This is a genomic window from Facklamia sp. 7083-14-GEN3 (assembly GCF_024742075.1).
Classification (GTDB): domain Bacteria; phylum Bacillota; class Bacilli; order Lactobacillales; family Aerococcaceae; genus Facklamia.
Window position 1 is genome coordinate 736,833 of sequence record NZ_JANSGD010000001.1, and the last position, 19,732, is coordinate 756,564.

Annotated in this window: 18 protein-coding genes and 1 pseudogene; 3 read left to right on the forward strand and 16 right to left on the reverse strand. The window is 35.7% G+C overall.

The genetic code is table 11. The annotated features are described in order from the left end of the window. Positions 1 to 23: 23 nt before the first annotated feature. From NW240_RS03430 to NW240_RS03485, 12 genes and pseudogenes are all read right to left on the reverse strand, one after another. Positions 24 to 2,039: a copper-translocating P-type ATPase gene (locus tag NW240_RS03430; RefSeq protein WP_258436057.1), complete on the reverse strand. Its 2,016-nt coding sequence runs from the start codon at positions 2,037 to 2,039 to the stop codon at positions 24 to 26. A 182-nt stretch (positions 2,040 to 2,221) separates the two neighbouring features. After that, on the reverse strand, positions 2,222 to 2,779 hold the full coding sequence (locus NW240_RS03435; protein ID WP_258436058.1) for a hypothetical protein: 558 nt from the start codon (positions 2,777 to 2,779) through the stop codon (positions 2,222 to 2,224). A gap of 233 nt (positions 2,780 to 3,012) precedes the next feature. Beyond that, positions 3,013 to 4,179, reverse strand: a complete 1,167-nt coding sequence (locus NW240_RS03440; protein WP_258436060.1) for an amidohydrolase — start codon at positions 4,177 to 4,179, stop codon at positions 3,013 to 3,015. Positions 4,180 to 4,224: 45 nt separating this feature from the next. Further along, a complete protein-coding gene (locus NW240_RS03445) occupies positions 4,225 to 4,944 on the reverse strand; it encodes a hypothetical protein (RefSeq protein WP_258436061.1) in 720 nt (239 codons plus the stop codon). A 10-nt stretch (positions 4,945 to 4,954) separates the two neighbouring features. Further along, entirely contained in the window at positions 4,955 to 5,677 is a 723-nt protein-coding gene (locus tag NW240_RS03450; protein ID WP_258436062.1) for a DUF5058 family protein, read from the reverse strand. A 291-nt stretch (positions 5,678 to 5,968) separates the two neighbouring features. Beyond that, entirely contained in the window at positions 5,969 to 7,033 is a 1,065-nt protein-coding gene (locus tag NW240_RS03455; protein ID WP_258436063.1) for a S41 family peptidase, read from the reverse strand. Between the two features lie 141 nt (positions 7,034 to 7,174). Beyond that, entirely contained in the window at positions 7,175 to 8,107 is a 933-nt protein-coding gene (locus tag NW240_RS03460) for an NADP-dependent oxidoreductase (RefSeq protein ID WP_258436064.1), read from the reverse strand. A gap of 18 nt (positions 8,108 to 8,125) precedes the next feature. Continuing rightward, a pseudogene (locus tag NW240_RS03465) lies at positions 8,126 to 8,350 on the reverse strand (DUF488 domain-containing protein); the annotation flags it as partial. Positions 8,351 to 8,408: 58 nt separating this feature from the next. After that, positions 8,409 to 8,534, reverse strand: coding sequence for a hypothetical protein (locus NW240_RS03470; RefSeq protein WP_258436065.1), 126 nt, complete (start codon positions 8,532 to 8,534; stop codon positions 8,409 to 8,411). Positions 8,535 to 8,603: 69 nt separating this feature from the next. Further along, positions 8,604 to 9,395, reverse strand: a complete 792-nt coding sequence (locus tag NW240_RS03475) for a bifunctional 2-polyprenyl-6-hydroxyphenol methylase/3-demethylubiquinol 3-O-methyltransferase UbiG (RefSeq protein ID WP_258436067.1) — start codon at positions 9,393 to 9,395, stop codon at positions 8,604 to 8,606. 141 nt (positions 9,396 to 9,536) lie between these two features. Next, complete coding sequence (locus NW240_RS03480) at positions 9,537 to 11,879, reverse strand: penicillin acylase family protein (protein ID WP_258436068.1); 2,343 nt, start codon at positions 11,877 to 11,879, stop codon at positions 9,537 to 9,539. Between the two features lie 18 nt (positions 11,880 to 11,897). Continuing rightward, positions 11,898 to 12,422, reverse strand: a complete 525-nt coding sequence (locus NW240_RS03485) for a DUF1836 domain-containing protein (protein WP_258436069.1) — start codon at positions 12,420 to 12,422, stop codon at positions 11,898 to 11,900. Positions 12,423 to 12,716: 294 nt separating this feature from the next. On the opposite strand from NW240_RS03485, the gene NW240_RS03490 reads away from it, so the two are divergent. Next, positions 12,717 to 14,462 (forward strand): thiamine pyrophosphate-dependent enzyme, encoded by a 1,746-nt coding sequence (locus NW240_RS03490; RefSeq protein WP_258436070.1) that lies wholly within the window; start codon positions 12,717 to 12,719, stop codon positions 14,460 to 14,462. A 127-nt stretch (positions 14,463 to 14,589) separates the two neighbouring features. On the opposite strand, the gene NW240_RS03495 is transcribed toward NW240_RS03490, so the two are convergent. Both NW240_RS03495 and NW240_RS03500 read right to left on the reverse strand, forming a co-directional pair. Continuing rightward, positions 14,590 to 15,003, reverse strand: coding sequence for a cytidine deaminase (locus NW240_RS03495; RefSeq protein ID WP_258436071.1), 414 nt, complete (start codon positions 15,001 to 15,003; stop codon positions 14,590 to 14,592). A 325-nt stretch (positions 15,004 to 15,328) separates the two neighbouring features. Continuing rightward, on the reverse strand, positions 15,329 to 15,706 hold the full coding sequence (locus NW240_RS03500) for an SdpI family protein (protein ID WP_258436072.1): 378 nt from the start codon (positions 15,704 to 15,706) through the stop codon (positions 15,329 to 15,331). A gap of 204 nt (positions 15,707 to 15,910) precedes the next feature. Between NW240_RS03500 and NW240_RS03505 the strand changes: the two genes are divergently transcribed. Continuing rightward, positions 15,911 to 16,201 carry a hypothetical protein gene (locus NW240_RS03505; protein WP_258436073.1) on the forward strand — a complete coding sequence of 97 codons (291 nt, stop codon included), beginning with the start codon at positions 15,911 to 15,913 and terminating at the stop codon, positions 16,199 to 16,201. A gap of 138 nt (positions 16,202 to 16,339) precedes the next feature. Here the strand turns inward: NW240_RS03505 and NW240_RS03510 are convergent, their stop codons facing one another. Further along, entirely contained in the window at positions 16,340 to 16,585 is a 246-nt protein-coding gene (locus NW240_RS03510) for a hypothetical protein (protein ID WP_258436074.1), read from the reverse strand. Positions 16,586 to 16,779: 194 nt separating this feature from the next. Here NW240_RS03510 and NW240_RS03515 point away from each other — a divergent pair, with 194 nt between their 5' ends. After that, positions 16,780 to 17,661 (forward strand): diacylglycerol kinase family protein, encoded by an 882-nt coding sequence (locus NW240_RS03515; RefSeq protein ID WP_258436269.1) that lies wholly within the window; start codon positions 16,780 to 16,782, stop codon positions 17,659 to 17,661. 412 nt (positions 17,662 to 18,073) lie between these two features. Here the strand turns inward: NW240_RS03515 and NW240_RS03520 are convergent, their stop codons facing one another. Beyond that, the gene (locus NW240_RS03520) at positions 18,074 to 19,567 is read right to left on the reverse strand and encodes an FAD-dependent oxidoreductase (protein WP_258436075.1); all 1,494 of its coding nucleotides are present in this window, start codon (positions 19,565 to 19,567) and stop codon (positions 18,074 to 18,076) included. Between the last annotated feature and the right edge of the window lie 165 nt (positions 19,568 to 19,732).

Here is a 19,732-nt window from a genome sequence, read left to right on the forward strand (position 1 = left end):
GGCGAGCTTTTTTAGCTATTTATTTACTTATCATCTAATTTAAGAGTGATAGCATTAATAGCCACAATTACGGTAGAAATAGACATCAAGACGGCTCCTACAGCTGGTGATAAGGTGAAACCTATAGGAGCTAAGATACCCGCTGCTAGAGGAATAGCAAGGAAGTTATAACCTGCTCCCCAGGCTAAATTTTGTTTCATCTTATGAGTGGTTTTATTAGATAATTCAATAAAGGACTCAATGTCTCCTGGTTCTGATTGAGTCAAAATAACATTGGCCGAATCTAATGCGACCTGAGTTCCTGCTCCAATGGCGACACCGACATCTGCTAAGGCTAAGGATGGCGCATCATTGACACCATCTCCTACCATAATAACGGTCTTTCCTTGTTCTTTTAGGGATTCGACTAAGTCATGTTTATCTTGAGGCGATTGGTTAGCACGGTAGTCAATGCCTAATTCTCCCGCCACTCCCTTAGCAGCTTGTTCATTATCTCCAGTTGCCATAATGGTTTGAATGCCTTGATCCTTTAAGACCTTAATTAATTCTTTACTGGTAGATTTCAACTCATCGCCTAAGGCTACTGCTCCAATGACTTGATCTTCTTTTGTTAGATAACTAGCAGTCGCTCCTTGAGGGATTTGGAAATCAGCTTCTTTACCCCAAGCTTTTTGACTAATCAATTGATAATGGTCGCCTTGATAATCCCCTTCTACTCCCTGGCCAGAAATAATATCTATCGAATCAAAGCTGACTTTATCGACTGACTCTTCTCCGGCATGGCTTACGATAGATTGAGCAATGGGATGACTGGATCCTGCTTCAATGCCTGCCATTAAACTTAAAACGTGATCTCTATCATAGTCTGAATCAAGAGACTCTACTTGCAAGACTTTAAATTCACCAGTGGTCAAGGTTCCCGTCTTATCAATAATCAAAGTATCTGCTTTAGTCGTTAATTCTAAGGTTTCACGGTCTTTAACAAGTAATCCACGATTGGCGCCTAAACTGGTTGAGCGCGCAACGACCAGTGGAATGGCTAAACCTAAGGCATGGGGACAAGCAATAACCAGTGTAGTTACGGCGTAGCGAATGGCCGTTTCTAAATCTGTTAAGAAAAACCAGACAACAAAAGCAACCACAGCCGCTCCCAGCGCGATATAAAAAAGAGCGCTAGCCACTTTATTAGCAATATTTTCAGCGCGTGAAGGTTGGCTTTGCGCCTCACTGATCAGCTTTTGAACTTGAGACATGAAAGATTTCTCGCCAATTTGTTTAACTTCTATATAAAGAACTCCCGTATTATTGGTTGACCCTCCAATTACTTGGTCGCCTTCGCCTTTTTCAACCGGTTTTGACTCTCCTGTTAAAAGGGCTTCATTCACTCTAGAGTTACCCTTTACAATGACACCGTCGGCTGGAATGTTTTCACCCGCTTGCACACGAATTTTATCGCCAACTTGTAATTTAGTAACAGGACGTGACTCAATCGAGTCGTCGTCTGAAACAACATCAGCATCCTTGGGCATCAATTCAGCCAAAGCCTGCTGAGCGTTACCCGCTTCACCGACCGCCTTCATTTCAATCCAATGACCTAGAAGCATAATTAATAATAAAGAAGCAAATTCAAAAAAGAAATCCATGATAGACTTGTCCATTAAGTAGCGGGCAATGACTGCATAGAGACTATAGAAATAAGAAACCCCTAGACCCATAGTCACTAGAGCCATCATGCTGGGTTTCTTTTGCTTGAATTCATCCACAGCTCCCTTATAAAAGGGTTTGCCGCCATAAACCATTAAAACAGTTGCTAAAACAGCCACTAAAATATCAGAGTATTTAAAAGTAAATTGAAAAGGTAAAGTCATTCCCATCATAGGTGAGAGAACCATAATTACTATCCCTAAAGGCAAGCTTGTAAAAAATAGTTTTTTAAAATTTCCATGATGATGATGTTCATGACCACTGTGTTCATGATGATCATGCCCTTGATGGTGGGAATGGTCATGATGCTCTGGATGATTTGAAGAATGAACCATAATTATCTAGCTCCTTTGTGTTTTTTATTTTTGTTAACGAATTACTGACAATCATATCTTATCACTATTTTGTAAAAGACCCCAATCAAATCCGCTTTTTATGAATGTGTATTTTCAGTGTTTATATTAAAAAGCCTTCAATAAGTGAAGGCTTAAGTTACTTGTCTTTTACATTTGATCCACTAGTAAGTCTCATCAACTTTATCAAAAATGATTTCATTATTTAAAATCGATAAGACCAGTTCATCATCAGCAGCCGGATTTACTAAGTTGAAAGTATAATCACCATCTAATTCTTTGGCAATTTCGTTATAGGCAGATTTTAATTCGTCTTTCATTTCTTGCCATGCTGGCAAAATATCTGGATTTCCTTCCACTAATAACTTAATTGAATCTTTGAAATCTTCATCCGTAGGGGTAATGGTGAAGGTCTTATTCGCTTCATCAAAATCAACCGCTGCAAAGCCTTCATAATTGTCTCTTAAAACAAGTAAGGCTGTTTGCTCCTTCAACTCATTACTTAAAGCTTGGGTGCTCTCTTCGGTAGTGGTTACCGTAGTTCCCAAGTTTTCTGACGAAGCAATCGATTCTGTTTTTTGAGTGACAACTCTATCTTGGGTAGTCGTTACATTGGTAAATAGATAAAAAGGGGCTATAACCAGAATGATTAGTAGGATGACGACCCCAAAAAACCATTTCCAGCAGCCAGGTAAATTTTTAGAAGGTTGAGTGTTTTTCATATAAATAGCTCCTTTAATAATTAAAATTTAACAGCAATACGAATAAGTTTATAAATTAATTCGCATTTAAGCTCATATATAATTACTATCTAATTATAAATATTCTATCACCAATGTACAAAGTTATTTAATAAAAAACCCTAATCGTTAGTAAATTTACTAACAACTAGGGTTTTTAAGAAATAAATAAATTTCTTTAATTAAAATACATACTTTCAATTATAATTATAAGACTATTCACTCATATGTAAGTAATCCCAAGCAAATTGCGCATGAAGAGCTGCTCCAAATTTTAAATAATCTTCGTCAATATTGAATTTCTCATGGTGAGGGAAATAAATAGTGTCTTTCTCTTCATTTCTATATCCCATCAAAGCGTAGGCTCCTGGTGCCTCTTCGAAATAATAAGGCATATCTTCTGAACCCATCATAATAGGGCCTTCAACATTTTTTCCTGGTCCAAATACTTTTTCAGCTGATTTTGCCGCAACTTCTGTAATTTTTTCATCATTATACATACTAATGGTACTTTCTTCTATTTCAACTTTAATTGAAATATCATAAATTGTTGCTAAACCGCTTGCTAAATCCTTAATTTTATTATGAATAACTTGTCGAGTTTCTTCATGTAAATAACGCATAGAAATATCTAATTGAGTATATTTAGAAATCACATTCGCTTTGGTCCCGCCGTCAAATTTTCCGACGGTTAAAACAATAGGAGATTGAGAATTAACAAATTTTGTAATCATTGCATTTAACTGAGTAACAAATTCAGCAGCTGGTAAAATAGTATCTTTGGCTTTATGAGGCATTGATCCATGACCAGACACCCCTTCAAAGCTCACATAAATAGTGTCACAACCTGCCATTCGATAGCCTGGATTCAAATCGTAAGTTCCGACATCTATAGGCATTCCGTGCATACCGAATACCGCGTCAACACCTTCCATTCCGCCATCTGCTACTACTCTTCTTGCTCCGGTAAAGGTCTCTTCAGCTTCTTGAAATAATAAACGAACTTCACCCGGTAATTCATCCTTAATCTCGGTCAACATTTTAGCAGCTCCAAGTAACATTGACATATGTCCATCGTGACCACAAGCATGCATTTTGCCATCTTCTTTTGAAGAATAAGACGCACCGGATTGTTCAAGAATTGGCAATGCATCAATATCTGACCGCAAGGCTACTGTCTTGCCAGGTTTTCCACCTTTAATGTGAGCTACCAAAGAAGTTATACCAACCTTTTCATAAGGGATATTTAATTCATCCAGTCTCTTCATTAAATACTTTTGCGTTTCAAATTCTTGTTCACTTAGTTCCGGATGTTGATGTAGGTATCTTCTTGTTTCAATTAATTCACTCTCTATATTCTTAACTTTTTCAATAAAGTTCATTCATTTCTCCTCCTAAAAGTTTGACTGATTCATTAAAATCTTTATTTAATTATCTTTTGACTCTATATCTTTTTTGGCCATATATAAGGAATAAGCAATTCCTAACAAAGCGACTATCCCTACATCAGCTGATGAAATTAATTTGTATATACTTTCTGGTAAAAAATTAGGCGAGAGTCTAATAAAAATCATAGTTGCTAAAGCAATAAAGATCAACACCACTAAATTGTTTTTCTTCACCTTCGATCCCATCATGACCATCATCGCTCCTAGAACACCTGGCAAGGCAAAATCAAAGGAAGCTAAAACTGAAGCAGGCAAACTACTTATAATTGCCTGACCAGCTACCATCACTATTCCTAAAACTACCAGGTTGGTAATTGTTGAAGAGATAATAGCAAAAATTCCTGCTACTTCAGATTCTTCTGTTCCTGGTTTTAATTCAAGAGCATCTTGCGTAGCCGCTATAACGGGCATACGCATATTCCCTATATTTCCTGATAAAAAGGACATATAAGTTCCAGCCGGACCTAATGTAGGAAAATAAGATATGGGTTCTACGAACCAGATAACCCCTACAAAACCAACAATTGAAATTAAACCTGAAATAATATCCGTAATTTCTGGATAGTGTCCTAAAACAAAGGTTAGATAAGATGGAATCATAAGCGTCGCAATCAAAGCAATTGCAATGGTCAATCTTCCCCAGAAATGTATTGATTTTTGAAAATTATTAAATAGTTTTTCACTTTTTTTATTTTCCATATTTTTCTCCTTAACTTAAGATACCACCAACAATCATCGCAGCAATTACTGAGAATCCCATTGACCATTCCTTCAACCATTTTTTTGAATGATCCTTTTCCACAATTTTGTTAATGATAACGGTTGATATAGCACCCGCAATGAGTGCCGCCATAGGAGCAATCGAAGGATTATCTTGTAAAAACCCTTTATTGATTACTTCTTTATATCCAAGCGTGAAAAAGATGATAAAAGGTGCAAAAATAGACATATAAGCTATTGTTAAAGGATTTGCTTTTTTCATCTTTTCTTGAATACCATCAATTCTCTTAGTAGCGAAAAAGACGACAATTAACCAACCAGCACCCCCTAATGTCATAACCCATGCGGCCGCTGATAACATTTTTGGCATGAATTCTGGTGTTCCAGCTGTTCCCCCACTCCCTATTTGGGCTGAAATAATTTCAAAAGCAGCGGATCCAATGATTCCTATTCTTGCTAATGTAATGGGACCGCCTATTCTTGAGATTAAAGCAATAGCTACTGCAAAGACGGCAAAAGCTGGGCCTATCGTCCCTATGACTCCTATTTTAAAAGCTTTTTTCACTTCTTCATCACTTAATAATTGCGTATCGTTTACATGGTTTCTTGCCAAACGATAAAAGATAAAGGATTGAAACATTACTGTTGCCACAATTAAAATAGCTAAAATCCACATCATCCAACTATTAGCAAGTTGCATTGTTTCGTTCATATAATTACTCCGTTCTAATTAGATTTTAACTTTAAAGCGCTTCATAAAGTAATATTAAGTTTACCTTAGATGCTTTTATATAGCATTGCTAAAATATACAAAATCAAAAACCTTATGTTGTGCATATTTAACAAAAATTAAATTCACATACATAAAAATAAATAGAAAAAACCTTTTCTATTTAATTAGAAAAGGTTTTTTTTACTATTTTTTAATGCGAGCTTGTTTGATACCATTACACCTATTTGTCTAAAAAGTCGACTAAATAATTGATAAAATCAATAGTTCTTATTACATTTGAGTCTTCAACCACTCTATCGCATCTTCCATCGGATGTTCAGTCACTACATCAGGTTCAATCGGTTCTTCATTGAAGATTTGACCATCTCTGGATTGCATCATACCATTTGTTAAATTTAAGTAATATTCGCTAGATAATCGATAGCCTTGCATTATACTATTATATCCTCCAGTAGGTTGACCAAAACTTCTAATATTTTCTAATCCCATTAAACTCATATACATAGCTTCACCAGAACTCGCTGTATCTTCACTCAATAAAATCGCTATCGGAGTATCCATGACATCTTCATGATCATACAAAAAAAGATCTTCATTTTTCTTGAATATTTTTCCATTGATTAAATAAGCATTCGCAGTTCCTCCCTTTAAGTTTTCAGAAAAAACTTCTCCGTCTTGTAAAATTGGCATGAGAGCAGCGAACATTGGCATTACATGGCCACCCACATTTTCCCTTAAGTCGAGAACAATACCTTTCATCCCATGAGCTTTGCCATACTCAAAAGCATCTAAAATACGATGTATATATTGATCTGACTTGCTTGGATCATTATTAAAATTAATAAAGCCAGGCATATAAAGATGTAAAATTTTATGATTAAAAGTAAAATAAGGTCGCTTAGTTAACAGATTCCCGTTTCCTAATGACGATTCTTCTAATAGATCTGTATTAAATGCTTTCCCTACTGTATTCTCAAAACTCACATCTGCTGTATCAGACATTCGCATAGGCAAAAATGTACTATGTTTGCCACCCGCTAAAGTAAGAAGCGGTTCCAATGCTTCCATTGCATCTTCAATGGATTCAAATTGATTCTTTTTGTGCTCAATTTGATCGAGCTCTTCGGTAATTTCATTTAAATTGTCTTCATAAAAATAGCCAAATTTTAAAAGGGCTAGCGTTCGGTCGATAAAGGCTTTTGGCGTTTCAGCTGGATAGGGATATTGTTGGTTAATTTTTTCATATTCCTCATCTTGCTGATCAGCAAAAATAATTTGAGGAAACACACACATTATCGTAATTAATATAAAAAATGTTTTCATAAATTTATTCATAAAACACCCTACTTTCATCATAAAATGTCATAAATTATTATATTAAAAAATGAAAACACTTACAAATCTATTTATCAAGATTCAGACTAAAGTCTCATTAGAATTGAACAGTAGACCAATTCTAATGGGACTTATATTGAGCTATTTAATTTTGATAACAATTTTACCCTTGGCATGATGGCTTTCACTGATATCATGGGCTTGGCGTAATCCTTGAGCTGTTAACGGAAATTCATGACCGACATAAGGTGTAACTTGTCCTTTTTCGATTAAATCTGCTAACTTATCTAGGTGATCACCATTCGACTTGGCTGAAAGAGATTCGACAGTAATTCCTCTTTCTTTGGCTTTTTCTTCATCCGGCTGACCCACGGTGGAAACAAGTCGTCCGCCGTCTTTAACTAGGTCTAAACTTTTAACTAGGGTTTCGCCACCTAAGGTATCTAAGACTAAATCTAAATCCTTGGCTACGTCTGCAAAATCAGTCGTTTTATAATTAATGAACTCATCAACTCCTAGTTCTTTAAGCATGTCTTCATTCTTGCCACTTGCAGTGGAATATACATAAGCACCAAAGCTTTTAGCAATTTGAATAGCAAAACTTCCTACGCCACCTGATCCAGCGTGAATAAGCACTCGGTCGCCTTCTTTGACTTGACCAAACTCAGCCATGGCTTGCCAAGCAGTGAGTCCTACCATGGGAACAGCAGCAGCTTGCTTAAAATCAATATTTTGTGGTTTGGCAACAACCAGACTTTCTTTAACCGCTACGTATTCCGTATATGTTCCGCTTTTTAAGGAAGAGTTGGCAAAAACTTCATCACCGACCTTAAATTGAGTAACATCTTTTCCTACCTCAACAATTACTCCGGCAGCATCTAATCCTAAAATTATAGGGAAATCAAAAGAAATAACTTTGGCCATTTCACCTCGACGCACCTTAGTATCAAAGCGGTTGATGGATGTGGCATGCAATTCGATTAAGACCTGATTATCTTTAAGCTGCGGTTTAGGGACTTGTGTTTCAACAAATTGATCCGTATCGCCGTATTGATTAATAACAATTGCTTTCATCTTTAACACTCCTTTTACTTATAAATTCTTTTCGAGCCACTCTTTAAGAACCAATGCATGATTATGTTTCTCATTCTTAGACCCGTAAACCAACATCACATTGTGTTTTTTTAGTTGTTTTGCAAATTTTTCAATTAGTTCCACCTTCATGGGATAATGATCCAATTCTTCTAAATAAGCATTTTTAAATTCAGGAAATTTTTCCGCCTCATGATTGAGGTCTTTTCTCAGTAAAGTGCTAGGTGCTAATTCTTTGGCTCACCAAGAATAACTCAAGTCTTCTTTTTTTAAGACCGCTTGGCTACAAACGATCAACAAGCATATGGTCGCCATCCTCTTGACCCTTTTGATCATAAGCGCGCCTTAGTTTAATTTCAGCCATATTATCTCCTCTCCTTAGACGATTTCGTTTATTTGTTAATACCATGCTACTGCTAAAAGGAAAGTCAGACAATTTTTTTGCCTAAAAAACCGACAACAAAGTGTCGGCGTAAAATTAATGATTATGACGAACAATATCCAATACATGGTTACTTGCTCCGACTAATTCCTGTCTTTCACAAATAGCGTAGTGATAGTTAAGATAATGGTTGAAAGTTTCTGAATCGTAATTGTCGACAGTACTTGCGATATAATGAGTGAATAAATCCGTTGCCACTAATTTTTCTTTTTGCAAATGACAGCTGTCATTTAAGGCATTTATTTCCTCGAGTCGAATCATTTGGAAAATATCTTTTTCTTGAGAGAGGCAGTGAAAATCCTCTGTTAGCATCCCCTTAGCTAAAATTTCTTTAAAATTACTGCCGTCTCCTTTCAAAGCCCATTGAATAATCGTCGATTCGTTCATAATATAAGCAACCATCATGATACCTTTCGGCTTTAGTCGTTTTTTAGCTTGCTCGAGCGCTTGGACCCTATCGGCTTGACTATATAAATGGTACATAGGACCTAGAAGTAAAATCAGGTCATAAGCCTCTTTTGAGAGGAAATCCAGCTTCAAAGCATTGCCTTGTTCAATCCGCAAATTATCTTCTGCGGTTAGCTTAGACTTTAGAACGTCGATATTCCTTTGCACTAATTCTACGGCTGTCACTTCATAACCTTTGCGTGATAGGTAGAGTGAATATTGGCCCGTCCCGGCACCTATCTCTAAAATCTTGGCATTGGGTTTTAGGTAATCTTCGATATATTTTAAAGTAGTTAAAAATTCTACTTTACCAGATTGACTGCAGAATCGCTGTTCTTCCGCTATGATATCGGTGTAATATTCTTCTAAAAATGAGGTCATTCTCCACCCTCCTATTGCATCGAATTTTTTCATTTAAATTTTATATAAAGAAATATAAATTATAGTTTACACTCGTGTATTCTAAATTTCAATCATAAATTAAAAGCGGCAACTCTTATGAGCGCCTCTTTAATCACTTAATTATTTTTGTGGCTGAAGTGTAAGTGTATGGTCTACTTGGATAGCTTGTAAATCGACTTCCGTATACTCGCCCTCAATCCAATGATCGACTTGGTTTTGGTAGTAATCACTCATAAAGTGACCACTCTGACCGGGTGCAACAATATGCTCTCCTAGACCGCTAGATACATCGTAGACAAAGCGCCAGCTGGCTCCATGATTGACTGAATCCTCTTCGTCTTCTCTGGCAGCCATGACAGTGTATTTAGAACCTGATACTTCTACCTTTTCCGGTGAAAAGAAGCGATCTAAAATCGGACTGGCCCCAGCTAATGGGTGCTTAAAGTAAAGTTTATGCGACTGACCCCACTTCCAATTGGCTGGATTGTCTCCTTGCTTTTCTTTTAACGCTTCAATGGTTTCTTTGTAGGAATTTTCAAGTACCGTTTGAATACCGCCTAAACGCTCAACTAATTGACTTTCTTGGCCGTCAAAAACTTTACGTAAAATATTATGGGCATAATGGTCCTTATATTTCATGAATTCGAAAGCTTCTTCACTCATCACATTCTCAAAAAGATAGGACTGGGTCTTGTACAACCACTTATTAAATACAAGGGCTGCTAAACTATCCTTGCTGTCCTTCCTATCCCAGTCTTCTAATTCTTTTAAAATATTCGCATCAATGATTGAAGTATCCATATTATCTAAAAAGTTGGTTAAAAATTCTTCAGCTGCTAGATTTTGAATATCCATCTGCAAGTCCTTCATGTCTTGAACCGTAAACTGCTTGTCTTGAGATAGAATTTGGTCAATGCGGTTCATACGGTAAGGCTCTGCATAAATATTAGAGGTGTGATAATCTAACTCATTATCCGTTTGCACATTGGCCGTGGCAAGATAGCCCTTTTCAGGATTAACTTCTCTTGGTAATTGATCAAAATCAATGTAACCGTCCCAGCCAAATCCACTATCATATCCTGGCACTAATAAGATACCGTTACCCTTCTTACGAATAGGGATATTCCCATTGGACTTCATCGCAATATTGCCTTCTTTATCGGCATAGACGAAGTTTTGGGCTGGGGTTTTAAAATTTAATAAACCTTCTTCAAATTCTTCCCAATTGCTAGCCTTGTTTAGGGTAAGGATAGCATCTAATTCATTGGATGCTTCATGGGCCGTCCACCTCATGGAAACACTGGTATTTGGGTTTTTGATTTTGACTAAATCATCCACAATAATCCCGTTTTTACTGTATTCAATTTTATAATCAATAGGGTCTTGTCCTTTGACTTTTATTTGGTGGTTCACCACTTCGGCTGGATAATACTCTCCATCCAGCTCAAACTGACTAGGGGCATTAGGGTTGCGCTTTTCAATATAGAGGTCTTGAACATCCGGACCATAATTAGTCACGCCCCAAGCAATATCCTCATTATTGCCTAGAATAATCCCAGGAATTCCGGCAAAAATGACACCAGAAACACTTTGAGTAGGTGATTTAAGTACCATTTGGTACCAAACCGAGGGCGTCGAAAGACCCAAATGCGGATCGTCGGCTAAAATGGGCTGACCACTTTTTGTTTTATCACCTGCAAGCACCCAATTGTTACTACCGTTATAGACATCTGGCAATTCTAGAGCAGCCATTTCTTCATTAACTCCAATTTGGTATTGTTTATTAATGGCGATGATTTCTTCAATATCTTCATCTTCAGCAACGGCTGCTTCATTCAGTTCGGTAAAAATTTCTTCTCCTAGATCATTGAGAACCCAATTATTAAAGGCCTGATAGTCAAAATGCCCGCCCAAGTCATAAGCCATGTATTTACCGATAGTCAGTGAATCCACCACCGTCCATTCTTCGGGTTGATAACCTAGAATTTTAAATTCATAAGGCAAGGTGTTATGTTCTTTAGCATAATCAATGTATTGATTGACACCAGCTGTGTAGGCTTCAATCACATCCATTGATTCTTCTGAATAAGCTTTTAGAGAGCGTTCAGCTGCTTGACGCAGATCAAAGAGTAAGAACTTTTTGTCGTTTTCAATAGCCGCTTCCCCCACCACCTCTGATAGTCGTCCACTAGCTTGTCGGCGTGCCATATCCATCTGGAAAAGACGGTCTTGAGCTTGCACAAAGCCTTGAGCAAAATAGAGATCTTGGTCATTCTTAGCAGTAATGGTCGGTATGCCTACTTCATCTCTAGTCACCACTACTTCTTCTGTCAGTCCAGCAAGTTGTAAATCACCGTCTAACTTTGCCATGCTTGATCTTGCAGTGACATAAAGGAATGCTAAGGCAAGCGTGATGATTAACACTAGACCGATGGAAATTCTTTTGAATAGTTTCTTTTTCATAAATACTCCTCATTAAGTTTATTTAATATTACTAAAGCCTTTTTGCTTAATAATCTGTTCAGATAATAAACGATAAGCAAAAGCGATGGTCATGGTTGATAGACCAATGGTTTCATCCTGCACTACAAAGCGATCGAAGATAATTTCTTTTTGAGCTTTTTTTACGACCGGTCCAAATACGGATTGGATCGATTGTTCGAGTTGCTCAGCAAAAAGGTCATAGGCTCCGGAGTAATCCATCAATTTGTTTTGAAGCCTGGCCCCTTCTACAATCTCTCGAATGGAGATGACTTGTTTAAAGATGCAAATGACGATGATAAAGCCAATCTGTTCGCGCGAATATTTTCTGCCTTTGGGAGATTCAATCATCTTCCATTTGACGTAATTGCGAATCATGTCTTGAGTAAGTCTTTCATTATCATTCAAAAGCATACGGAAATGGTGATTAAAAAACTCAACAATCTCAGAACTAAAGACACCATCCGGTAAATCCTGCCAACGCGGGCATGAAAACTGATAAATGTCCTCTAAGGTTTTATTCATGAGAGCCTCCTATCTAGTTAGATTAACTCAATACAGTATAGATTAAAATGGATTGTCTGACAAGGAGAAGCAAAAAAGAATACTCCATTCAAAAATATAGAGCGTTTAACTTTCCATTGGACACTGTACTAAGTTTAAAGTCTCTCTATTTGATTTTATCCAAATCTCGTCTTATACTATAGGTGTATATAAAGGTGGGAAACCATTTTGTTATATTTTTTTCGCTTCAAATAGTTCGAATTCAAACTAAATGAAATTGTTTCTTACAACTAGTCACTTAAAAGGAGGATATCAATGAAAATTACAGCAGCTCAGGCATTAATCAAAGAACTTAACTTATGGGGCATTGACCATATGTATGGTATTCCAGGAAGCTCGTTAAATGGAATGATGGAAGCTTTAGAAAAAGAACAAGCCAACATGAAATACATTCAAGTGCGCCAAGAAGGAGCAGGCGCAATGGCAGCGACTGCCGGCACCAAATTCACAGGTAAAATTGGAGTAGCCTTTGGTTCAGGTGGGCCGGGGGCATCCAATATGATTAATGGATTGTATGATGCTAAGTTAGATCGTGTGCCGATGTTAGCACTCGTTGCTCAAGGGGCTTCAAGTATTCAAAATACGCACTTCTTCCAAGAAACAGAAGTTTTGCCATTATATGAAAATGTAGGAGTCTATAATCGCAAGGCAACCAATCCAGAACAAATTCCTTATATCGTTAACGATGCCATTCGAACAGCTTACGAATTAAAAGGACCAGCCATCGTAATCCTGCACAATGATTACATGGAAACAGAAATTGACTATGAACCCTTAGTATTAGATCGTTCACTACCTGAACCATTTAAATACAATATTCCAGAAGAAAAAACCAATGATATTGTCCAAAAAATTAAGAACGCAGAAAACCCAGTCTTATATGTTGGAAAAGGAGCTGGCGATTATCGAGATTTAGCAGTCGAAGTAGCGGAACGCTTTAACTTGCCTGTATTGACAAGTGCGCCTTCAGTGGGTCTATCCTTCCCTTCAGATCATCCACATTATATGGGAGCTTTTGGTCGTTTAGGAACAAAGCCTGCCTATGAAATCATGCAAAAGGCTGATCTTGTTTTATTTGTTGGGACAAACTTCCCGTTTGCACGTTTCTGGCCGCAAGACATTGAAGTAGTCTATGTAAATAACACCTTTAAAGACTTAGGTCGACAAATCCATGCAGATATAGCTGTTTTAGCGGATGCTGGTGATTTCTTTAAGGCATTATTAGCAACAGGCGAAACCCGTGAAGCAACTAACTACCTAACAGCTGCAAAAACCAATAAAGTGAATTGGGATAATTGGTTAAGAAAAATCGCCGCAGATGATTCCAATGGTTTAGCGCCCGAAGCTGTATTGCTAAAAATCAGAGAATTTGCCGATAAAGATGCTTTATTTGGACTAGATGTTGGTAATAATACCATGCATTCCGTCCGCCTATTACCTTTAAATGATAATCAAAAAATGGTCTTGAGTGGCTGGTTTGCAACACTTGGCTATGGTGTACCTGCCGGACTGGCTGGAAAAGTTTCAGAACCCGATAAACAAGTCTTTTCTATCTCTGGAGACGGTGGTTACACAATGAATATGCAAGACATTTTAACAATGACTCGCTATGAATTACCTGTCATTAATGTTGTGCTCACTAACCAATCCTTTGGATTCATCGAACATTCTCAGATTCTTAACTTAGAAAAACCATTTGGTGTAGATATCAGTGATGGGGACTGGGCTAAGAGTGGAGAAGCCATGGGAGCAATTGCATTCCAAGTCCGTAACTTGAAGGAATTAGAGGATGCATTTGAATCAATCAAGCAGTTACAAGAACAAGGTAATAAACGTCCAATCTTACTGGAAGCCAAAACAAGATACTTTGATCCAGTTGATACAAGTGATATGCGTTTAGATCCTGACCTTTATTCAGAAGAAGAAATTGAAGCATTCAAGAAACAATACAATATCTTTGATATGCCTTCTTATACCGAATTACTTAAAGAATTATACTAAATTTATTCTTCAAAACAGTCTTACAAAATACCCCCTAAATCAGAATATAGATTTAGGGGGTATTTAAATATCTTTTAATAAATTTGATTAATAATTAAAACTGTCTTTAACGATTACAAACAGATGCCTATTCTAAATCTCTATACAGATCATACCAATGATATGGATTCAGTTCTTTCAGGGTTATAGTTTTTAAGTTTTGAGTTTTCTCATCTCTATATATAATGTTAACTCCTTCTCCAAATGTATATAACCTTTCTTGACATATTCCACATGGAACGACTACATTTATTTCTTTTGAATTTTCATTTCTAATCAATGATATGGAATGGGTTATTTTTTCGTTATTATTAAAAGCTTCTAAAATTGTCCCGGTTTCAAAACATAATGCAGCAGACTCAGATATCGATTCAAAATATTTGCTAAAATAAATATGGTCTTCATTAGTATATACAGCACACATACATCCCCACCCTTCAGGGTACTCTTTATTTAGTCTTTCTTCCGCTAATTTATATAACTCATTGATAATATTTTTCATAATTGTTCTCACGTCCTTTTAATTATTTATCCAATCCTTAAAACTCTAAATACTATATTTGTTTAACCTTCTCTTTTTCAACCATACCCCAACTAAACCTGGAATCGTTACAATCAAGTAAATAGGCCAATAGATTGTTTTATTCTCTGTCAAGAGATTGAATAGTATGTTTCCTGAAAAAGATAAAATAAAATCACGCAGAAAGGAAAAGATATAAGGATGCTTCGATTTAAATTTATTCGTTATAAATCTCCTCCTCAACTAATAGGATGGTTGTTTGGAATAATTTGGTATGGTTTAATTGCTTAAGCGAATAGACTTGAAATTATTTAGGCTTACCCTCAGAATCAAACTTCTTTTTTAAGGCTCTTTCTGTTGGAACAATTGAGCCAATTAAAGCAGCTAACTGAATCATGCAAATTATGAGAGCTACATTAGAAATAGCATCATCGTCTTTTCCCAAAACTAAGGCCATGGCCACAAGGGTTATTGGCAGTAAAATGAAACCGACCCTCAACCAAATTTTCCTGCTATGTTGATGGGCGAACTGCCAAGTTTCTTTGTTTTTCATTGACATGGCCGTGCGGTAACCATACAGACGGTTAATTTTTTTCGGTGGATTATTTTTAAAGATATAGCCAAAAATTAGCATAACTAAAGGAATAAGTAAGGTTGAAAACAACATGAAAAACCAGTAATTCATAGAATCCCCCTCTTGATTATCATTTATATAAAAAGTATAGCATAGAATCCTTTAAATACATGAAAATTTCATTAAATTTGATGAAGTACAATTCGCTTAATAGATGATTCATTGGATGAAATGAATTTAATTGTCACATAAGCATTGAGTTTCTGAGTCTTTTTGTTATATTAGACTTATAAATCTCTATTAAGGAGGACTATTATGTTCAATTTATTGAGAATGTTCATCAGTCTCTTTTTCTTTCTAGCTTATTACCTATTAATGGACCAATACTTTCAACTTGATTTTCTACAGCTACCCTATTTAATTCTGACGCTTTACTTTGTGATAGCTGCCATTACCTTTTCATTATCAGAAGAAAAAATCAGCCAAAGTATTAATAGTAAATTGGCGAGTTGGCTAAGCCCTCCATCCAATATCTTATTGCCTATCATTTATATTTTTTCACCTATCATCTTATTGGCAGGTTATTTGAAGGGAGAACATAAATAAAAGCTAACGATAGAATTCTTAAAATTTTCACACCCTAATAAACCTTTCTACCTACTCACTTGATGAAGTGATCAATCCATAAAAAGAAGCCGAAAATTTTCGACTTCTTTTTTTCATTTATAAAATTATACTAAACAATTAAGCTCTTAAATAAGCTTCAAAGGTCTGAACATTAATGATTTTATCATTTTCCGTAACCAGTGTTGTATGTTCATTCTGAATGATTTCAATGGCTTCTTCTTTTGAAATTTCTTGATTATGAACAGGAGTTCCCATTCCTTCCCAGTGAGTGAAACGAATCGGCTTAGTGGTTTGTTTGATTTGTTCGATAACCTCATTTTGAGAAACATTGGTACCTAAATCTGTGGACGTGTAGTGAATCATTTGAACAGCCTCCTTTTTCTTATATTATACCACGATAAAGCATAAAAGAATGTCCTTAAGTCGGTTTTAATGTTTTTTATTTACATTTTCTTACTTTAAGTCTAACTATTATTCCCAAGCTAGTTCATAAATGCTATACTCAAACCTATAAAAAAGGAGAGGAGAAAACTATCATCGTTAAACACTATTTCATAATAAACAAACAATCACGCAATATTGGAAAAGTTTTAAAAAAATTAGAAGATTTACTCCCCTCTTATGCTATTAATTACGACTTATTAATCTCTGAAAATATTTCCCAACTGGATCAATTACTCTTTCAGCTGAAAAAAGATATCCAGCCGCAAGACCTACTGATTGTAGTTGGTGGTGATGGTAGTCTCAATCAATTTATCACTTCCTATATTCGTAATGATTTTAAGAATGCGATAGGTTACATTCCTGCTGGATCAGGAAATGACTTTGCCCGCACCCATCACATTCCAACAGACACAAAAAAAGCGATCGATTACTTATTATCCATTAAAAACCAACAAAACCTATCCATTATTACAGCCAATGATAATCAGCAAAAGCATTTAGCAATTAATAGTATTGGTTTTGGTATAGATGGTTTGATCACCCATTTTGTAGAATCTAAAAAAGAAAAAGAAAAAATGGGGAGTCGATCCTATCTACTAGGAATTTTTAAGGGGTTTGTTAATCAAGAAAAATTCTCCCTTCGTATTAAAGTCGACAATCAGTCCTATGAATTCAAAAAGGTCCAGTTAGCAGTGATAGCAAACAATCCTTATTTTGGTGGTGGGATTAAAATTGCGCCTCATTCAAGTAATAAAGATAAACTCTTGGAAGTTGTAATCGCTAATGATGTCTCTTTCAAAAATCTTTTTTCCATCTTAGCTAAGTTGTTAATTAACCAGTCTCACTTATCACACCCTAAAATTCATAGCTATCAATCTGAAGAAATATATTTAGAAATTGAATCAAATCAATACGCTCAAAAAGATGGAGAGGTCTTCCAACAAGATAGTTATCATATCTGTTTCTCGACTTTAGAACTACCTTTTTGGCTCTAAAACTGTTTAACAAATGTTGTCAAAATTCTTAGCTAATTAAAAAAATTAATCTTATGAAAAAAGACCAGATCTTTATTTTAGTTAAAGATCTGGCTTTTAATTTGAACAATTAACTAAACAGATATTGAAAAAGGGATGAAATAAATGGTAGAAAAAACAAAATATTCATTACTATCAAAATAAAACTAATGCGTTGATTAATCCTACGTTTGTAGGGATCTTTTTCTTTTCTCCAAAAATAAATAGAGATAAGCATTAATATAAACAGAAGAAACAAGAATAAAAAGGACCGTATCATCACCAAACTACCTTCCCACTTCCCTACTTTTTACCTTCTAAATAGGCTCACTTTATTACATCATCATTTATATTTTTGACAATTTAAAATAATCAAGAATTCATTTTATCTTAATTATTTATTTAGAATTTCGAGTGCAATTTGATAGCCATTTGTTAAATTACGGCCTAAATTGAGTCCAACAATCGATAAAGGATAATCATGAGCGCCATAAAAGTTCCCTGCAAGATTTCCCGCTGCATATAAACTTTCGATAGGCTTGTCTTCCTTATCCAGAACGCGACTTTTACCATCTACATTCACCCCAGAACAAGCCATTGTTAATTTAACATGACGGTGTACACCATAAAAAGGTGGCTTTTTTATAGGAGTAAGTTTTTCCTTAGATACACCAAAAGCATCATCTGCTTCATGTTCGACCCATTTATTATAGGTATGAACGGTTTCTTTGAAGGTCTCGACATTCTGAATACCTAATTTTTCTGCAAGTTCTTCTAAACTATCCGCTCGATAGGTGGCAATTAAATCTTCTTTAACGCCCTTTTTGTTTCCTTCTACTTCTGGCATAAAGTTTTCGAGTTCCTCAGTCGATACTTTTTGTCCTAGCTTTTCAGAAGTTTCTTCAAACCTGCTATCAAATATTTCACAATATTCCCCTTTTTCTTTTAATAAATAGTTGTTCATATATTCCATATGTACTTCCTCATTCGCAAAACGCTCGCCACTTAACTTCACTCTTAAGTATGGCAAATTCATAACAGAAAAAGGCCCAGAATCCATATCATGTACCATCTTGGTATGTCCAATGGCTTCCATACATCCACCCACATCCATGATCATTTTATGACCATCTCCTGTCCGGTTTTTTTTCTTGCGTTCAAAACCTTCCATTTGAGGTAAGTAATGTTTGACCATTTGATCATCGTTTTGATAATCGCCTGTGGTTAATACGACTTGTCCCATGAAATTTGTCCATTTCTTACGACCTTCTTTTAATGTCTTGCAAGTAACGCCAACCACTTTATCATGGTCTGTTATAAGTCTTACAGCAGGGGTATTATAAAATACTTCTAAACCTTTTTCTTCTGCTTTTTTTAAAATAGCGGTTAGCCCTGCTTTTATATCATAAGGTTTGGGACCAAAAAAAGGTGTAATAAATTCAATATCCAAATCATTTGCCTCTAAGAAAGCCTTATGAGGATTCGTTCCTAAATCTTCAACCTGAACACCAGCTTCTTTTGATTTTTGTAAAATCCATTCTAAAGCTTCTTCGGAATAATCTCGCCAGATATTAATTACTTCTGCTTTTGGTTTATAGTCATTTTCCTCAATCAATGCATGAGTTACTTTAGCCAATTCACTTTTCTTAGTATTATTCAGCCTAATACCCGCTGAAAAATTCCCACAACAAGAAGGAGTATTCTCTTTTTGAACGATACAAACTTTTTTGCCTTCTTCATGTAATTTAATTGCACACGGAATACCAACAGTCCCAGCTCCAACAACTATGACGTCATATTCTTTCACTTGATTAACCGAATCTGTCTTAACTTCTTCAACATACTTTAAAAAATCTGTTGCACTTCCATGTCCTAATTTCTCATTCATCTTATGCCCCCCTATAATTTTTATGACTCTATAAAACGTATCACTTGTTAATACAATTTTATATTTTTACTCTCTTTCATCTACAATTTTTTGAATGAGTTAGTAAACTGTTTATACCACTAGTATACGCTTTCATTTTTTACTCTTCAAATATTTATCAGAATG